This window comes from Microvirga guangxiensis, assembly GCF_900102135.1.
In the GTDB taxonomy this organism is placed as follows: domain Bacteria; phylum Pseudomonadota; class Alphaproteobacteria; order Rhizobiales; family Beijerinckiaceae; genus Microvirga; species Microvirga guangxiensis.
In genome coordinates, this window is record NZ_FMVJ01000009.1 from 18,946 (window position 1) to 36,759 (window position 17,814).

General features: G+C 63.7%; 16 protein-coding genes and 2 pseudogenes. 14 read left to right on the forward strand and 4 right to left on the reverse strand.

Features of this window, described 5'->3' with window-relative positions; translation table 11 throughout:
• Positions 1-115: 115 nt before the first annotated feature.
• Positions 116-367 (reverse strand): hypothetical protein, encoded by a 252-nt coding sequence (locus BLP10_RS15540; protein ID WP_091136536.1) that lies wholly within the window; start codon positions 365-367, stop codon positions 116-118.
• 271 nt (positions 368-638) lie between these two features.
• On the opposite strand from BLP10_RS15540, the gene BLP10_RS15545 reads away from it, so the two are divergent.
• On the forward strand, positions 639-839 hold the full coding sequence (locus tag BLP10_RS15545; RefSeq protein WP_091136931.1) for a hypothetical protein: 201 nt from the start codon (positions 639-641) through the stop codon (positions 837-839).
• Between the two features lie 19 nt (positions 840-858).
• Positions 859-993 (forward strand): hypothetical protein, encoded by a 135-nt coding sequence (locus tag BLP10_RS23870; RefSeq protein ID WP_280141109.1) that lies wholly within the window; start codon positions 859-861, stop codon positions 991-993.
• A 20-nt stretch (positions 994-1,013) separates the two neighbouring features.
• Here BLP10_RS23870 and BLP10_RS15550 read toward each other — a convergent pair whose 3' ends face one another.
• Complete coding sequence (locus BLP10_RS15550) at positions 1,014-2,894, reverse strand: PHA/PHB synthase family protein (protein WP_091136540.1); 1,881 nt, start codon at positions 2,892-2,894, stop codon at positions 1,014-1,016.
• A gap of 179 nt (positions 2,895-3,073) precedes the next feature.
• On the opposite strand from BLP10_RS15550, the gene BLP10_RS15555 reads away from it, so the two are divergent.
• The 4 genes and pseudogenes from BLP10_RS15555 to BLP10_RS15570 all read left to right on the forward strand — a co-directional run bounded on the left by BLP10_RS15555 (position 3,074) and on the right by BLP10_RS15570 (position 6,870).
• Positions 3,074-3,910, forward strand: a complete 837-nt coding sequence (locus BLP10_RS15555; RefSeq protein WP_091136543.1) for a universal stress protein — start codon at positions 3,074-3,076, stop codon at positions 3,908-3,910.
• Positions 3,911-3,941: 31 nt separating this feature from the next.
• Complete coding sequence (locus BLP10_RS15560) at positions 3,942-4,526, forward strand: NAD(P)H-dependent oxidoreductase (protein ID WP_091136546.1); 585 nt, start codon at positions 3,942-3,944, stop codon at positions 4,524-4,526.
• A gap of 308 nt (positions 4,527-4,834) precedes the next feature.
• On the forward strand, positions 4,835-4,906 hold the full coding sequence (locus BLP10_RS24140) for a hypothetical protein (protein ID WP_483127768.1): 72 nt from the start codon (positions 4,835-4,837) through the stop codon (positions 4,904-4,906).
• Between the two features lie 458 nt (positions 4,907-5,364).
• Positions 5,365-6,870 (forward strand): annotated as a pseudogene (locus BLP10_RS15570) (acetyl-CoA hydrolase/transferase family protein).
• 166 nt (positions 6,871-7,036) lie between these two features.
• Here the strand turns inward: BLP10_RS15570 and BLP10_RS15575 are convergent.
• On the reverse strand, positions 7,037-7,480 hold the full coding sequence (locus BLP10_RS15575; protein WP_244510570.1) for a host attachment protein: 444 nt from the start codon (positions 7,478-7,480) through the stop codon (positions 7,037-7,039).
• A 427-nt stretch (positions 7,481-7,907) separates the two neighbouring features.
• On the opposite strand from BLP10_RS15575, the gene BLP10_RS15580 reads away from it, so the two are divergent.
• The 8 genes and pseudogenes from BLP10_RS15580 to BLP10_RS22900 all read left to right on the forward strand — a co-directional run.
• Positions 7,908-8,750, forward strand: a complete 843-nt coding sequence (locus tag BLP10_RS15580) for a universal stress protein (RefSeq protein ID WP_091136552.1) — start codon at positions 7,908-7,910, stop codon at positions 8,748-8,750.
• 185 nt (positions 8,751-8,935) lie between these two features.
• Complete coding sequence (locus tag BLP10_RS15585) at positions 8,936-10,009, forward strand: NAD(P)-dependent alcohol dehydrogenase (RefSeq protein WP_091136555.1); 1,074 nt, start codon at positions 8,936-8,938, stop codon at positions 10,007-10,009.
• 51 nt (positions 10,010-10,060) lie between these two features.
• Positions 10,061-12,829 carry a cation-transporting P-type ATPase gene (locus BLP10_RS15590; protein WP_091136559.1) on the forward strand — a complete coding sequence of 923 codons (2,769 nt, stop codon included), beginning with the start codon at positions 10,061-10,063 and terminating at the stop codon, positions 12,827-12,829.
• Between the two features lie 27 nt (positions 12,830-12,856).
• A complete protein-coding gene (locus BLP10_RS15595) occupies positions 12,857-13,111 on the forward strand; it encodes a universal stress protein (protein WP_091136563.1) in 255 nt (84 codons plus the stop codon).
• Positions 13,112-13,168: 57 nt separating this feature from the next.
• A complete protein-coding gene (locus BLP10_RS22895; RefSeq protein ID WP_175493935.1) occupies positions 13,169-13,327 on the forward strand; it encodes a hypothetical protein in 159 nt (52 codons plus the stop codon).
• Positions 13,328-13,676: 349 nt separating this feature from the next.
• Entirely contained in the window at positions 13,677-15,128 is a 1,452-nt protein-coding gene (locus tag BLP10_RS15600) for a GntP family permease (protein WP_091136566.1), read from the forward strand.
• A gap of 115 nt (positions 15,129-15,243) precedes the next feature.
• Positions 15,244-16,275 carry an IS110 family RNA-guided transposase gene (locus BLP10_RS15605; RefSeq protein ID WP_091136570.1) on the forward strand — a complete coding sequence of 344 codons (1,032 nt, stop codon included), beginning with the start codon at positions 15,244-15,246 and terminating at the stop codon, positions 16,273-16,275.
• A gap of 316 nt (positions 16,276-16,591) precedes the next feature.
• Positions 16,592-16,936 (forward strand): annotated as a pseudogene (locus BLP10_RS22900) (transposase); the annotation flags it as partial.
• A gap of 135 nt (positions 16,937-17,071) precedes the next feature.
• Here the strand turns inward: BLP10_RS22900 and BLP10_RS15615 are convergent.
• Positions 17,072-17,758, reverse strand: a complete 687-nt coding sequence (locus tag BLP10_RS15615) for a cytochrome c3 family protein (RefSeq protein ID WP_139165511.1) — start codon at positions 17,756-17,758, stop codon at positions 17,072-17,074.
• Positions 17,759-17,814 lie beyond the last annotated feature (56 nt).

A 17,814-nucleotide genomic window follows, 5' to 3' on the forward strand; every position in this document is an offset into this window, starting at 1 on the left:
AGGGCAGCGGACGCTCCCCAATGACCGGAGGTGAACGCACCCTGTGGAGGACCATGGCATTCAGGGGCGGAATCCCTGTTCTGGGCTCAGCCGAGCGGGGCTTCCATCCGCTCCTTCAGCGCGAGGAGTTCCCGAACGTATGGGCGCGCTGCTCGGCATGGGCCCGCCGAAGGGCGGAGACCATTCCGTCCCTGCGCTTCTCATCGGCTGGAGTGCTCGTGAGAGCCTCAAGGCTCTTTTCATACGAGAAATCGATATCAGCCAGAGCCGCCAGCAGGGATTGAAGCCTCGGAAGAATGTCCGGCGCATAGATCTCACCCGAATTCGGCACGTCCTGGATCCGGGAATGCGCGACATAGGCGGTCATGGAGCCCTCCGCTCGTCATCTTGGCTGCTTCTCGAACCATTTGAATCCACGCAAGATTAGGCACGGCACTTTGGTCGGCGCAGGGCAGCTTGGCGGGCACGGTTGCAGTCATCGGAAGCAACCCTGGAAGCATCGTCGGCTTCCTGGCCGTCATCCGCCTTGATGCAGATCAAGGCGCCTCAACGAAAACAGCGTGAATTTGACACAAGGGTGATTGCTCGTACGGAGCTGGATGGAGGGACACGACCAGCCCGAGAGGATGGAGGCCACCATGTTAGGCTGGATTGTCCGGGGTCTTCTGATCGTTACGGGCATTGTGACAGGCTGGTTCGTCGCGCAGGACGCCGCGATCTTCGGCGTCGCACAGGTGATGGTAGCTCTCCTGCTGATCACCGCCGTGGTGGCCATCCTGGCATTCTGGCCATTTCAGTGGACCATCAGCCTGGACCGCTTTCGTAGTAAGTCGCGGTAGGAGCCGAGATCCCTGGAGATTGGGGACGCCGCGCCTGGAGGATGGGCGCAAGCCCTACCCTGAGACTCGACACGTGGGATTGCTTGATGCCCTGATCCGCATCACCACGGCGATCTACGGCGTCCTGAAGGTGGCGGTCACCCGATGGGGTTGAGGAGATTCCACGACTTCCCATCAGGCCTGCATCACATAGGTGCCGGGTGCATCGCACAGGGCAGGGTAGCCCTGCGCCGGAGCACCCAATGCAGGTGGACTGGTAGGCTCTCCGGAATGGGAGGCAAGCCAACAGGTCCATTCCGGCCACCACGAACCCTCGAACCGAGGTGCAACCCTGGTCCAGGTGTCGGGATCCACATAGTGGCCGCTAGCGGATCTCGTCAGAACCTGGAAGCTTCCTTTGGCCTGACTGGGATCGGCAACGATGCCAGCATTGTGACCTCCCTTCGTGAGAAGGAAAGTCACGTCGGTATCGGCCAGGAGATGGATCTTGAACGCCGAGCGCCAGGGCGCCACGTGATCGCGCTCGGTGCCGACCGCAAAGATCGGAGCCCGGATGTCACTGATGGCGATAGGGCGACCATCGACCTGGAAGCGGCCTTCGGCGAGATCGTTGTCGCGGAAGAGCTGCCTCAGGTACTCCGTGTGCATGCGATACGGCATGCGGGTCGCATCGGCGTTCCAGGCCATGAGATCGTTCATGGGCGTGCGCTCGCCCATCAGGTAATGCCGGACGAGCCGCGACCAGATGAGGTCGTTCGAGCGCAGGAGCTGAAAGGCTCCGGCCATCTGCCGCGTGTCGAGATAGCCCTGGCTGCGCATCAGGTCCTCGAGGAAGTGGAGCTGGCTCTCGTTGATGAACAGGGTGAGCTCCCCGGCCTCGCGGAAGTCCGCCTGCGCCGCCAGCAGGGAGATGGTGGCCAAACGCCTGTCGCCGTCGCGGGCCATGGCCGCGGCCGCTATGGAAAGAAGCGTGCCGCCGAGGCAGTAGCCAACCGCGTGAACCTTTTGATCAGGCACGATGGCGTTCACGGCATCCAGCCCGGCCATCACCCCGAGAGTGCGGTAATCGTCCATGCCCAGGTCCCGGTCCTCGGCGATCGGGTTCTTCCAGGAGACGATGAACACCGTGAAGCCTTGCTCCGTGAGGTATCGGACGAGCGAGTTCCGGGGTGACAGGTCGAGGATGTAGTACTTCATGATCCAGGCGGGCACGATCAGGATCGGCTCGGGCCTGACCCTGTCGGTTGTCGGCTCGTACTGGATCAGCTCGATGAGGCGGTTGCGGTAGATCACCTTGCCCGGCGTGACGGCCACATCCCGGCCGACCTGGAACGCCTCCGTGCCGGCGGCAGGCTTCCCATGGACGATCCGCTCCCGGTCGTCCGCGAAGTTGCGCAGTCCCTGTACGAGGTTCCGGCCGCCTGTTTCCAGGATGCGCCGCTGGACGACGGGATTGGTGGCGATGAAGTTCGTCGGCGAGGCCATGTCGAGGATCTGGCGCATGGCAAACTCGACCACCGCCTCATGCTGCCTCGTGACGCCGTCGACCCCGGTCGTGGCGTTGTCCCACCATTGCTGCTGGAGCAGGAAGCCCTGCTGAATGACATTGTAGGGCCATTGCCACCACTCCGTCTCGGCAAAGCGGCGATCCTGGGGCAGGGGTTGGATGCAGGGCTCGGCTGTTCCCCCGGCTGCCGAACATTGAGCCGCGTACTGCGCCAGCCGCCCCCATGCGCGGGCTCCCTTCGCGGCGAGCTCGACCTGTTTGCCTGGGGAGATCGCCATATGGACAGCCCAGTCCATGAAGGCTCCGGCCACGGCCGCGGGGGACAGGCCGGCCGTGAGGCGTGCCAGCCCCGCATGGGCGATATGGTCGAGGGAATCGCGGAGCTGGTGCAACTCGGCATCGTTCCAGTCGTCCAGAGGCCTCGGCGGCGCGGTCGCCTTGATGCCCTCGGCTGCCGGCTTGTCAGCGGAAGGAGGTGGCTGAACAACCTCCGACGTCCGTCTGGGTCCGCGGCTGCTTCTGAGGGGCGCTGTTGGGCGAGGGGGCATCTCAGGCTCCAGACATGGTCCCTCACGGGAGGGTACGGGACTGCTGCACATTGACAGGTGCGCTGGCTCGGGGCGTTGCGCTGAATCAAAGCATCATCCGGGATTTCGACTACATCATGGTTCCATCGCTCACCCGGCGAGGATCCATCTCGCCCGGGCAGGCCAATGAGGAGTAGGCAATGATCAGGGACGTGATGGTACATCTGGATGGCAGCCCCGAGGACGAAATTCGTCTGGAGTACGGGCAGACTCTGGCGTCCGGCGAAGGGGCCCACCTGATCGGCATCTTCACCAACCTGCTTCCTGACCTGTCGACCGCCATGCCGTTCGATGGCGGCGCTGCCGCCGTCGTGCAGATCGTCACCGAGCTTGAGCAGCAGGCCCGCAAGGACGGCGATGCCACGGCCGGGCGCCTGGCGGACAGGATCACCCGACTTCCGGTTCCGACGGAGCTGCGCCGCTTCGACGAGACCTTCGGCACCATGTCGATCAGGGTGGCTGAGCAAGCCCGCTACGCCGACCTCTTCGTCGCCACCCGTCCGTATGGTGCGGGTGACACTCCCGTGTGGCTTGACTTGGTCGAGGCCGTCCTCTTCGGCAGCGGACGCGGTCTCCTGGTCGTTCCGCCGGGTCACCGCCAATCGGGACCCGTTCGGACGGTTCTGGTGGCCTGGAACGGAAGCCGCGAGGCCGCCCGTGCCTTGGGCGAAGGGCTGGGGTTCATCCAGGATGCCGCGCGCACCGTCGTCCTGATGATCGATCCCAAGGGCAACGCCCTTATGGGCCAGGACATCGAACGGCATCTCGCCCGCCACGGGGTGACGGCCGAGATCGTCGCAGTCGAAAGCCGGGGGCGCCGGGTTGCGGACGTGGTTCTCGATGAGGCGCGCCGCGTGTCCGCCGATCTCGTCGTCATGGGGGGCTACGGCCACACCCGCCTGCGGGAGCAGGTCTTCGGCGGCGCGACCCTGGACATGCTGACGATCTCGGACCGCCCCGTGCTCCTGGCGCATTGAGCGGAACGCAGCCCCTGATGGAGGAGCCTGCATGACACGCGTCGCCATCATCCAAGGCCATCCGTCTTCCCACAGTCGTCATTTCTGCCATGCGCTGGCCGATGCCTATGCCCAGGGCGCGGCCGAAGGAGGGCATCAGGTTCGCGTGGTGCCCGTGGCCGATCTCGACTTCCCGCTGCTGCGTTCGAAGAGTGATTGGGAGGGCGCCTTGCCGTCGCCTGCCATTGCAGAGGCACAGCAGGCGCTCGCCTGGGCCGAGCACCTCGTCATCATCTATCCCCTGTGGCTCGGCGGAATGCCGGCACTGCTCAAGGGCTTCATGGAGCAGGCCTTCCGGCCGGCCTTCATGACCGGGGGAGAAGGCCCGAAGGCGAGCTGGAAGACGGCTCTCAGAGGCCGCTCGTCCCGGATCATCATCACCATGGGCATGCCCGTGTTCGCGTATCGCTGGTACTTCGGCGCGTACAGCCTCAGGAGCCTGAAGCGCAGCATTCTCTCGCTGGTCGGCATCGGTCCGAACCGCCACACGCTGGTCGGCATGATCGAGGGAATGAGCGATGCCAAACGCAAGGCATGGCTCAGCACTATGCGTAAGCTCGGAGCCAAAGCGCGGTAAGTGTGAGCCATGTCGGGCATCCGGAAGGCCGCACCTGAAATCCCGTCCATGCTGCACCCACCTGCGATCCTGGGCGCACAGGGCATGCGGGATCTTGACCGCTTCGTCCGTCCCATTCTCTTGGTCATGCCTCTGCTGGGACTGATCCTGGGATTCGGCACGCGCCATGCCGGGGTCGGGCAGTGGTCCGGATCAGTCTGGGCCGCGGCCACGATCCCCGTTCTGGGTGCGCTATTCCTCGAGATCGTTGCAAGCCTACGCCGGGGATGTAGGGCTCGACATCGTGCATCACGACGGGTCATCCCTCCATGCCCCAGTTCCAGCTCGATCCGGCCCAGATCAACGATCTGCTCGCCTATCTGAATTCCATTCAAGGCTAGAGACTTGCTCACTCGCGCACGACGCGGACGAGATCTGACCGTGAGAGAGTACGTTCATCGTCTCGCTCCCGAGAAGCAGCGCCGGGTCTCCAGCGCATCAACGCTGGTGGTCGCAGCTTCGGACAAATCTGCTATGCCTGTTTTCGCCTATGCTCCTTGAACAAGGCGGGTTTGGTCCTCCCAGACAGCAATCAGTGAACACGTCCGATTGAACACCAACGGGAGAGGCCGTAAAGCTGAGAAGACTTGCTCAGGCGACAACGCCATCATGCCGCATCCTCACGAGCCTGTTGGGCTGTGTTGGGGTAATCTGTCGCTGCCAATCCCTTCTCGCGAAGAGAGAAGAAAGAATGGCTTCGGCTGAGAGGAGCAATTGCACCTTCATCCGAAGCATTGCATTGGCTCCTGCATCTTGGCCAACATTGCAATCCCGCACGGGCAGATCTATGACCAGCCCGATGCGGCGAAGCGGAGCTTGGAGTACGGCTGACGGTACTCGGGTCTTGGATCCCATCCTGCGAAACAGGATTATGTCGCCGGACGAGGCGGCCGCCCTTATCCCCTCCGGCGCGAATGTCGGGATGAGCGGCTTCACCGGAGCCGGGTATCCGAAGGAAGTCCCGCTCGCCCTCGCGCGACGCATCGTGGGGGCGCACGAGGGCGGCGAAGCGTTCAAGATCGGGGTCTGGACCGGCGCTTCGACCGCCCCGGAGCTCGACGGGGTACTGGCCAAGGTCGACGGCGTCGAGATGCGTCTGCCCTACCAGTCGGACCCGACCTGCCGGCAGCACATCAATGCCGGTGAGATGGACTATCTCGACATTCACCTGTCGCATGTGGGCCAGTTCGTCTGGTTCGGTTTCCCGGCCACCTCGACGTCGCCGTCATCGAGGTTGCGGCAGTTCTCGACGGAGACGCCTGATCCCCTCCTCGTCGGTCGGGAACAACAAAACCTGGCTCGATCGGGCCGACAAGATCATCCTCGAGGTGAACCACAGGCAAAGCCTCAACCTCGAGGGTATGCACGACATCTACTATGGCACGCGGCTGACGCACCCGAGCGACCGCATCGGGATCCCGTATCTCACCTGCGACCCGGACAAGATCGTCGCCATCGTCGAGACGAACCAGCCGGACCGGAACACCACCTCCACGCCGCCGGACGAGACCTCGCGGCTAATCGCCGGGCACATGATCGGGTTCCTGCAGCACGAGGTCAAGAAAGGCGGCCTGTCGAACACGCTCCTGCTCCTGCAGTCCGGGGTCGGCAACGTGGCCAATGCCGTGTTTGCCAGTCTGAAAGACAGCCCGTTCGAGAACCTCACCGCCACACGGAAGTGCTTCAGGACGGCATGCTCGACCTGCTCGCCGATGGCAAGCTGACCTTCCCGTCGGCGACCGCTCTGTCGCTGAGTCACGAGGGACTGGCGCGCTTCGAAGCCGGGATCGAGGAGTCCCGCAGGAAGATTGTTCTGCGGCCGCAGGAGATCAGCAATCATCCGGAGATCGTTCGCAGGCTCAGGGTGATTGCCATGAACGGGATGATCGAGGCCGACATTTACGGCAATGTGAACTCCACCCATGTGATGGGATCGAGCATCATGAACGGGATCGGCGGCTCCGGCGACTTCGCCCGCAACGCCTTCATCTCGTTCTTCATGACGCCGTCGGTGGCGAAGGGCAGAATGATCTCGTGCATCGTGCCCATGGTCTCCCATGTTGACCATACGGAGCACGACGTCCAGGTCATCGTCACGGAACAGGGGCTTGCCGATCTTCGGGGCTTGGCGCCGCGGCAGCGGGCCCGCCTCATCATCGAGAACTGCGCCCACCCCCACTTCCGTCCCGCGCTCCAAGAGTATTTCCAGCGCGCTCTGAAGGACGCGCCGGGCCGGCACACGCCGCACCTGCTGGACGAGGCTCTCAGCTGGCATACACGCTATCTTCGACACGGCTCGATGTAGATCGGAGCCTTTCTCACAGGCTCCTTGCTCCTGAGCCGGCGAGTTTTGCCGTTGATGCAACCCCTTGATGATCCGGAGGCTCGATCCATGGGCACGTTCGAGCTGTCATAATGGTGTGGGGAGCCGAATTCTCCCCACCCAGCTTTCACCTTGGTGTGGCAGAGGTTCAGGCCCGACCTGTCAGGTGCTGCTCGATTTCATAGACGGGATGCTTTGTCAGGTCCTTGTTAACCTCGGCAAGAATCCGCTGTTTTGCCGCATCGGAGAAACAGTTGCGCAACTCCGCCAGGGTGCGCGGGGGCGCCGCCACCACGATTGCGTTCACGTCCCCGCGGAAGCAGGCGGCATTGACCGTCTCCGCCACCTCACCCGCGAATTTGCGCTCGGCGAGCTCATGCCAGTCGGTCTGCTCGACGGCTCCGCGCTGGGCGCGCACCCCGGGCCGATCGGTGCCGTGCTGATGGGTTTGCGGATTATCGGGAGCTTGCAGGACACGCTCGACCTTAAAGTTGGGATAGACGTCATCCCCCTGGTTTTTCAGGAACAGGGCTTTGCGGCCGTCGCTGACGAGGATCATTCCGTCATGGGGGATCTTGAGGTCTTTGTTCACAATGATGCTCCTTCTCACGGGAGCGATTCTTACGCATCGCGGCGCGCACATGCTTTGACCCAGATCATCCCTTGCCAGGTGATCTCTGGCTTATCCTGAAGGAATGACCGGAAGAACCAAGCTTCTGCGACGGCGCATCGTCACTGTCTCACGGCAATGTCCATCAACCTGAGAGTACCACAACAAGGCTTGCCTTGTTGATTTCAGGTGATCTGGCCTGCTGCGGTTTTCCATTCCGCAATCGCGGGTGGACGATGCGCTCTGGCGCGGAGGTGAACGGCGCCTAAGCAGTGATGTTGCGAACGCGGACGCGAGAGGCGCTTGCCCTACTCCCCGAGGCTTTGCGGTAGATCAAGGCGCGGCTTGCGGGCCAGACCATATTCTTACCTGGATTTCAATCAGAGTTGAGAGATAGGGAGGGAGCAACATGGTCCAGAATATCAAGAGCGTGCTGATCGGCCTGACAAAGGAATTCGGCCCGGATGAGGTCTCGTCCGCCCTCGGGTATGGGCTCTCCTTAGCGCAGCAGGCCGCAGCGCATGCCACCGTCCAGGCGGTCTCCGTGAAGCTGGATCTGACGAGTGCCGGGGTCAGCAGGGTCGTTTCGGGTATCGTCCAGGCCGAGAACCGGCGCCTCCAAGCCCTCGCCGAAGCGGCCGCCCGCAGTGCCCAGGCCGACGCCGCGGCGGCGGGTGTGATCTGCTCTGCCAGAGCCCCACATCTTAGCTATCCAGACCTGCTGGCTGTGTTCAGGGCTCAAGCCCGTCTGAATGACCTCACCATCGTCGATGCTGAACCGGAAGCCCTTACGCTCGACCGGGACCTGATCGAGGCCCTGCTGATGGACAGCGGGCGGCCGCTCCTCGTCGTCCCATCCGACCAGGACGTGTTCGGCACCCGGCGGATTATCCTGGCCTGGGACGGCAGCGGGCGGGCGGCCCGCGCGGCGGCCGACGCCCTGCCGTTCCTGCGGGCCGCCGAGACCGTGGAGATCGTCTCGGTGACCGGAGAGAAGGACCTGGCCGATACCGTCCTGGGCGCCGACATCGCGCCGCACCTGACCCGCCACGGCGTCAACGCTGTTGTCCAGACGCTGCCGGCTTTGGAAGGCGACGTCGCCGAGACGCTGCGCAACCACGCCACCCTGACCCGCGCTGACATGATCGTGATGGGCGGCTACGTTCACTCGCGGTTGCGCGAGCTGATGTTCGGCGGCGTCACCCAGTCCCTGCTGAAGCAGAGCCCGGTGCCGCTGTTCCTGTCCTACTGAGGGCAGGGGCCGACAAGCTACATCGGGCCAGGGTGGAAGTCGAACCTCATCGTTCGTCTCGCGTCGCGGTCGGGTGGCCAGGTTGACCACTGGGGGAGGCATGCCACCACGCTTGCCCGCTCCCATTCCGCGAGGGCGATGGCGCGGCCTATTAGCCATCAGCGTCCACACAGGAGGAATTCGCCATGCCCAAGATGAAAGCCGCCATCTTCGTCGAGCCCGGCCGCATCGTGCTCGACGAGAAACCGATCCCTGACGTCGGCCCGCTCGATGCCCTTATTCGGATCACTACGACTACGATCTGCGGCACCGACGTCCACATCCTCAAGGGCGAGTACCCAGTCGCCCGCGGCCTGACCATCGGCCACGAGCCTGTCGGCGTGATCGAGAAGCTCGGCTCTGCGGTCCAGGGGTACCGGGAGGGGCAGCGTGTTATCGCTGGCGCGATCTGCACCTCCGGCCACAGCCATGCGGCCCTGTGCGGGTGCCATGCCCAGGACGGCCCCGGCACGCGGCACGGTTGGAAGGGCATGGGCGGCTGGAAGTTCGGCAACACCATCGACGGCACCCAGGCGGAGTACGTGCTCGTGCCCGATGCCACGGCCAACCTAGCCACGGTTCCAGACGGGCTCACCGACGAGCAGGTGCTGATGTGCCCGGACATCATGTCGACCGGCTTCTCCGGCGCGGAGAGCGGCGCCATCCGCATCGGCGACACGGTGGCGGTGTTCGCCCAGGGTCCGATCGGCCTGTGCGCGACCGCCGGCGCCCGTCTGATGGGCGCGACCACCATCATCGCCGTCGACAGCGTGCCCGCCCGCATGGAGATGGCCCGCAGCATGGGCGCGGACCACGTGATCGACTTCACGGCTTCCGACCCCGTGACGGAGATCATGCGGCTGACCGACGGCCGCGGAGTGGACGTCTCCATCGAGGCTCTCGGCCGTCAGCAGACCTTCGAGGGCGCCCTGCGCGTACTGCGCCCCGGGGGCACGCTGTCGTCGCTGGGTGTCTACTCGGGCGACCTGAAGATCCCGCTCGATGCCTTCCTGGCGGGCCTGGGCGATCATACTATCCGGACGACGCTCTGCCCGGGCGGCAAGGAGCGCATGCGCCGCCTCATGGAGGTGATCGCCTCCGGACGGGTCGACACGCGCCCGCTCGTGACCCATCGCTTCAAGCTCGATCAGGTCGAGGAAGCCTACGACCTGTTCGCAAACCAGCGCGATGGCATGCTCAAGGTGGCGATCACGCCCTGATTGCTCCCGGGTGGGACGCAGCACTCTACATGCAACTGGGAGGAGACGACGATGCACAAGACGGCTGTGCTTGCTTCGGCTGGTGAAGGCACCGATGCGCAAAAGCCGCTCGGGGCAAGTCCGTGGCACGCGGGTTCCGTTGAGGCAACGTTGGCCGCATCCGATGCGAAGCCTGAAGGCCTGAGCGTTGCCGAGGTCAGCCGGCGGCTTGACCTCCATGGGTACAACCGGATGCCGGAGGGGAAGAGGCGCAGTGCGCTCTCCCAGTTCCTGTCGCAGTTCCACAATGTCCTGATCTACGTGCTTCTCGGTGCGGCTGCGGTCACCGCGCTCCTCGGGCACTGGGTCGACGCCGCGGTGATCCTCATCGTCGTTCTCGTCAACGCCGTCATCGGTTTCATCCAGGAAGGTCGCGCCGAGCAAGCCCTGGAAGCCATCCGCGCCATGATCTCGGCCCAGGCCTCGGTGATCCGGGACGGGCAGCGCCAGACCATCAAGGCCGAGGAACTCGTCCCGGGTGACATCGTGCTTCTCGAGGCCGGGGACCGGGTGCCGGCCGACCTGCGGTTTCTGCGGGCACGCAGCTTGCGCATTGACGAAGCTATTCTCACGGGTGAATCGGTTCCGGTGGAGAAGGGAACGGCTTCGGTTGCGCCGGATGCGGCGCTCGGCGATCGGACCTGCATGGCCTTCTCGGGCAGCCTCGTCGTGGCCGGGCAGGGGATGGGGGTCGTCACCGGCACTGGGGCCAACACCGAGATCGGCCGGATCACTACTCTGCTGCACGAGGTGGAGACCCTCACCACGCCGCTCGTGCGGCAGATGAACCAGTTCGCCCGCTTGCTCACGGGCGTGATCCTGGCCGTGTCGGCGGTTGTCTTCGCGATCGCCGTCGCGGCCCATGGAACCCCGTGGGGCGAGGCCTTCATGGCCGTTGTCGGGTTGGCCGTCGCGGCCATTCCCGAGGGGCTGCCGGCCGTGATGACGATCACGCTCGCCATCGGCGTGCAGCGGATGGCGGCGCGCAACGCCATCATCCGCCGCCTGCCTGCGGTGGAGACGCTCGGGTCCGTGTCCGTGATCTGCTCGGACAAGACGGGAACGCACACCCGCAACGAGATGATGGTCCAGACCGTCATCACGCCGGACGGGCGCTTCGAGGTGACAGGCAGCGGGTACGCTCCCGAAGGCGGGTTCCTGCTCGATGGGACGCGGGTATCCATCGAGGACCAGCCCACCCTGCCGGAGGTGGTCCGTGGCTCAGGCCTGTGCAACGACGCCGGCCTGCGCCGGACAGAGGCCGGATGGTCCGTGGACGGCGACCCGATGGAGGGAGCACTGGTCTCGCTGGCCATGAAGGCCGGCATCGACCCGCAGGAACTCAGGCATCGGCTCGGCCGCGTCGACGAGATCCCGTTCGACGCGCAACACCGCTTTATGGCCTCCCTGCACCGCCTGCCCGAGGGCGGCGCCGTCCTCTACGTGAAGGGCGCTCCGGAGCGGGTGATTGCCATGTGCGCCAGGGAGTATGCCTCGTCCGGAGAGCGGCCGCTGGATTCACACTGGTGGACGGCCCAGGCCGATGCCGCCGCCCGGCAGGGGCAGCGGGTGCTCGGGATCGCAGCGAAGCGGCTGCCGCAGGTGCCGTCGGAGCCGCTGACGTTCGCTGACGTCGAGGACGGCCTGACCATGCTGGGCCTGCTCGGCCTGATCGATCCGCCCCGTGACGAGGCTCTCGCGGCGGTCAAGGAATGCCAGTCCGCCGGGATCAGGATCAAGATGATCACCGGCGACCATGCCGCCACTGCCGCGGCAATCTCAGGGACACTTGGAATCCAAGCAAGCAACGGAACAGCCGTGACGGGTGCTGACCTCGATCGGATGAGCGAAGAAGGCTTCCGATCCGCGGTTCGCGACGTGAGTGTGTTCGCGCGCACCAGCCCGGAGCACAAGCTGCGCATCGTCCAGGCATTGCAGGCCGACCGCGAGGTGGTCGTGATGACCGGTGACGGCGTCAACGACGCGCCCTCGCTCAAGCAGGCCGACGTCGGCGTCGCCATGGGCCGGAAGGGAACGGAGGCGTCGAAGGAAGCGGCCGAGATGGTGCTGGCCGACGACAACTTCGCCTCCATCGTGGCGGCCGTGCACGAGGGCCGGACGGTGTACGACAACCTCAAGAAGGTGATTGCCTGGACCCTCCCGACGAACGGCGGCGAGGCGCTCGCCATCATCGCCGCCATGCTGCTCGGGCTCACCCTGCCGATCACGCCGGTCCAGATCCTGTGGGTTAACATGGTCACGGCCGCGACCCTGGGGCTGACTCTCGCCTTCGAGCCGCCGGAGCCGGATGTGATGAGCCGTCCGCCGCGCCGGTTGGACGAGCCGATCCTCTCCAGGTTCCTGGTCTGGCGGATCGTCTTCGTGTCGGTGCTGTTCGTGGTGGCCGTCTTCGGCATGTTCGAGTGGGCCATCGCGCGCGGCCTGCCCATCGAGGAGGCCCGCACGATCGTGGTGAACACCCTCGTGGTGCTGGAGATCTTCTACCTGTTCAGCGTGCGGTTCCTGCATGCGCCCTCCCTCACCTGGCGGGGGATGTTGGGCACCCGGCCCGTTCTGATCGGCGTCGGCGTGGTCGTCCTGGCCCAGCTCGCCTTCACCTACCTCCCGCCGGTGCAGGCGCTGTTCGACACGCGGGCCGTGTCGCTCCTGGACGGAGTGGCCATCGTGGCAACGGGCGTGGTCCTGCTGTTGATCCTGGAGGGCGAGAAACACCTCTGGGGCCGTGCGGGCGAGCTCAGGCCAATCCTCAAGCATCGCTGAGTGAAATGATCCATAAGAAGGAGACGATTGCTGCGCAGTATCCTGATCGCCCTCGATGGCTCTCCGTCGAGCCTGCAGGCCGCCGGCCTCGGACTGGAGCTGGCCCGGCATCACAAAGCTCACGTGGACGGGCTCGGCATTGTCAACTCGGCTTGGATTCAGCGCCCTGAGGCGGTGCCGGTTGGCGGGATGGCCTACAAGACCGCCCTGGACCTGAAGGAACTCCAGAGTGCGGCCGAGCGGGTGGACGCGGTCCTCCGCGACCTGGTCCTCAGCTCATGACCATCGCCGGCCGCAGACGTTTACCGAAACGTATGAAACCTTGAAGCAAGCCCAGCCATGAAGCCTGTCGTGACCCTGACCCTCAATCCGTCCATCGACGGCTCCAGCGAGGCCGAAGCCGTGCGCCCCATCCGCAAGGTGCGCACCTCCAACGAGCGCTACGAGCCGGTCCTCACCATCCACTCTGCCGCTTACAACACCTTCAACGTCATCTGATCTCTCGCCAGACTCTGCGGCTCTTCAGAGCCGAATTGGCGAACCAATGGCAGATCGCGACCGCTGCCGCTTGAGAGACCAATGCGCAGGCCTTCTGCTGGCCCACTCCAATTACCGTGACAGAGCCTCTCGATACTCCAACGCCGCTACAGGCTTCCAAGCTGGTGTTGCGGCCGCCCCTGAATTAACATCACACCTCGATCACCCAGCAGGGCAGGCCTGTAACTTCTCGTCCATCTACATGACATCGAATGGCAAACAACAGAGGCTCGGCTTGATTTGAACTGCGATTAAGTTGGTCAGCAATCAACCATCGATCTAATGGAACTTCTAGGTTGAGGAGCAGTTCGTGTTCGGCATTTTCGGCATCCTCATTGCTTTGGTCACGTTGATCTATTTCGCCTATCGAGGTGTCAGCGTCCTCATCCTCGCTCCTGTAACGGCTCTATTGGCTGCTCTGCTGTCAGGTGATACGCCCTTGCTTGGAGCCTATACGCAGACATTCATGCGGGCGACGGGAAATTTCATTGCACAGTATTTCCCTGTATTCCTCTTGGGAGCCATCTTCGGCAAGCTGATGGACGACAGCGGTTCTGCCCAGGCAACGGCGGAATGGATCATCAAACGTCTGGGGAGGGAAAATGCGATCCTCTCCGTTGTTCTATCATGTGCCATTCTCACCTATGGCGGTGTGTCGCTCTTTGTGGTGGCATTTGCTGTTTTCCCGATCGCGGATGCGTTGTTTCGACAGGCTGATCTCCCTAAGCGCCTCATCCCAGCGACGATCGCACTCGGAGCCTTCACCTTCACCATGACGGCGCTGCCTGGAACACCGTCGATCCAGAACGCGATTCCGATGCCGTTCTACGGGACCACAGCTTTTGCTGCGCCAGGACTCGGTCTCATAACCGGAGCGATCATGCTGCTCGGAGGGCAGATGTGGCTCTCTCGACAGGCTGCTCGAGCGCGTGCGTTGAGGGAGGGTTACGGGGCCAAGGAAGATCGCGGGGATTCACCTGTTAAGGCTGTCCGGGAGTATGCCCTTGGCGAGGGTTTCGATATCTCGGAGACACCCCTGCCTGCTCATCCTGGACAGCCGCCGCACTTCCTTGTGGCGGTTACCCCGGTGATCCTGGTTATCGTGCTGAACTTCGTCTTCCTGGAGGTCGTTATCCCGGCGCTCGATGCTTCCTATCTTCAGCAGGAAAAATATGGTTCAACAACCATCGAAGCCCTACGCGGAATTTGGGCCATCATTTGCGCCCTCGTTGCCTCGATTCTCGTGCTGATTGCACTGAACTGGCACCGCTTGTCCGATTGCAAGCAGTCATTGGGAGACGGAGCAAACGCCTCCGTCCTCCCGATCTTCAACACAGCCAGTCAGGTTGGGTTTGGCGCGGTGATCGCCTCTCTTGGAACATTTGTCCTAGTTCGTGATGCCATCTTAAGCGTGGGTAGAACCGAGCCCTTGATATCACTAGCTCTGTCGGTGAACGTTCTTGCTGGGATTACCGGATCGGCTTCAGGGGGCATGAGCATCGCTCTCCAAACCTTAGGGAGCGAATACGTGGCACTTGCTCGCGATGCAGGAATCTCTTTGGAGTTGATGCACCGCGTGACCACTGTGGCAACGGGAGGGCTCGATACCCTGCCCCACAATGGGGCAGTGATCACCCTTCTGGCAATCTGCGGCTTGACTCACCGAGAGGCCTATTTCGATATTTTCATTGTGGCTGTCGTCATCCCCCTGGTGGCTCTTGCTGTACTGGTTGCGCTGGGGTCGCTCATTGGGACGTTTTAGATGCCGTAATGGGCCTGCCGCTCACGAGCTAGCGGAGCGGGGTGGCTGTCCCTCAGAGTGATGGTGTTGGAACGGGGTCCGAGCGGATCGGCCCCAAGCATCATGAGGGACAGACATGGACTACTATGCCGGAATTGACGTGTCGCTGGAACTGAGCAGCGTCTGCATCCTCGATGCCTCGGGACAGATTGTCCGCGAGGCGAAGGTCGCCAGCGAGCCTGAGGCGCTTTCTGCCTTCCTCGCCAGCCTGAACCTGCCGCTCACCCGCGTCGGCCTGGAGGCCGGGCCACTCTCGCAGTGGCTGCATGCCGGCCTTGTGCAAGCCGGGTTCGAGGTCGTGCTGCTGGAGACCCGGCATGTGAAGGCGGCGCTCTCGGCCATGATTGTCAAGACCGATCGGCGCGATGCCCGCGGCATCGCCCAGCTGCTGCGCATGGGCTGGTTCCGCCCCGTCCACTGCAAGTCGCCGCCGGCCCAGGAGGTCCGGGCGCTGCTCATGGCCCGCAAGCAGCTGCAGGCTAAGATGCGGGATGTCGAGCTCAGCCTGCGTGGGCTGTTGCGCGGCTTCGGCCTGAAGGTCGGCGAGATCAGCAGGGGCCAGTTTGCTGCCCGAGTGCGCACCCTCACGACTGGTCATGAGATGCTGGAGAAGATCACCGATGCCATGCTGCGCGCCCGAGACGCGCTGCAGACGGAGTTCGCCCGGTTGCATCGGGCCATGCTGGCGATTGCTCGGAAGAACGAGGTCTGCCGGCGGTTGATGAGCGTGCCAGGCGTCGGCGCTCTGATTGCGGTCACCTTCACGTCCGCAGTCGATCATCCTGAGCGCTTCTCGCGCTCGCGAGCCGTAGGGGCGCATTTTGGCCTGACGCCGAAGAAGTACCAGTCGGGCGAGACCGACATCACGGGAGCGGTGAGCCGGGTGGGCGATCCGATGGTGCGCACCGCGCTCTACGAAGGAGCCCACATCCTGCTGACGCGGGCCGTGCGCTTCTCGGCGCTGAAGCGCTGGGCGCTCGAGGTGGCCAAGCGGCGCGGCATGCGGCGGGCCAAGGTGGCGCTGGCCCGGAAACTTGCCGTCATTCTGCATCGCATCTGGATCGACGGCAGCACCTTCCGCTGGGGCCGGGAGGAAGCTGCCGCATAGGAGGAACAAGCGTTCGGAACGGGGCGGCTCTCGTCCTGTTCCCCTGAGGTCCCGTCGCCGGGACGATGGAGGCGGTCAAGCCGTAAGTAGTGCCGTGAGCACCTGATCGAGGTGGAACACGCGTCTTAGATGGGCTGACCGCATCCTCTCTGATGGCATGGTGGGGCGGCCGCGCGCCGACCCCGAACAGAAGCAAGACTTCGGCGACAGGACAGTCACTCAGGGGATTGACACCCACCGGCCCATTACAGAAGCACTACAGTTGCAGCTGTTGCTGGTGCCCTAGTTATCTCCTGATCTGACCCAGGAGGCTGCCATGACGGGTGTAGCCATCGAGCAGGTGCTCGAGCTCTGGTGTGTGGAGTTGCGTCAGGTCAAAGCCGATCTCCAATCCCTGTTTGCTCATCCCAGTGTCGGCGCCTCAGCGGCTGCTTTCCTCGACGGATTGTTGGGACCGGAGCGGCGCAAGACCGGCTGGATGCGGGCCGAGGCCGCGGGCGATCCAGGTCCCTGGCACCAGCAGGCGGTATTGGGCCGAAGCCATTGGGAGGCGGACGCCCTGCGCGACCTGGTACGCGAGTATGCGCTCGAGGCGCTGGCCTCTCCGGGTGCGGTGCTGGTCATCGGCGAAACCGGCTTTCTGAAACAGGGCCAGCGCTCTGTGAATGAGCCAAGCGCCTGGCGGTCGCGAACTCGTCAGTGATTAGGTCCCGTGAGCAGACCGGTGCCATGGGTCACCTCCCGCCAGCAAGGCAACAGGCCATGGTTATAAACCTGAACATGCCGGATGCACCACTTAGCGCTTCATGTCTGTCAACTCACGTCCAAGCGCATTCGAAAGATCTTCGGCGGAGTCGTAGAGCAGCTGCAAGGCGTAATGGGGATTGTGGACGTGAATGCCGGCGTCTGCACCGACGAACTTCCAGTTGTAGGCTGCCTTCAAGAGCCGCGGCGTCCAGCTCGCATAGGAGACGGACGCGCCCTCCCGCTGATCCGGCTTCCCGTCCCCATTGTGATCGGCGAAGAAATAAGGATGCCGATTGACATAGACCAGCGGCGTTCCCGCCACCTCCCGCGCATAGTCGGTGATGAGAACGAACAGGCGCTGCCGGTTCGTGTCGATGTCGCGACGGATACCCTGGTTTAGATTACCGCTGCCGTCATAGCTCATGCGAGACACACGGATCTCGCGCGAATTGCCGGTCTGGTGACAGGTTGTGCAGGTTTCCTCGGCAACCGTGAGATTATGGGGATCGTGACAAGAGGTGCATGACGAGACGGGCCGCGCATGCGCAAAACGCGGCTCATAGGTCTTGTTAGGGTACTGATATCCGAGACCGCCGGTGCTGCCCAGCAGGCTCGCCGCTGCGACCGAGTAATGAGGATTGATGAAGCGCAACTCCGCGTTGATCACATCGTCCGATCCACCAGCAATGGCGTTCTCGATTGTCACCGTCGACGCGCGGCCCTGATGGCAGGTCATGCAGGCTGCTTCGAAGCCGGCAACGGGATGCGACATGCCGGAGGGCAGGGGGATCT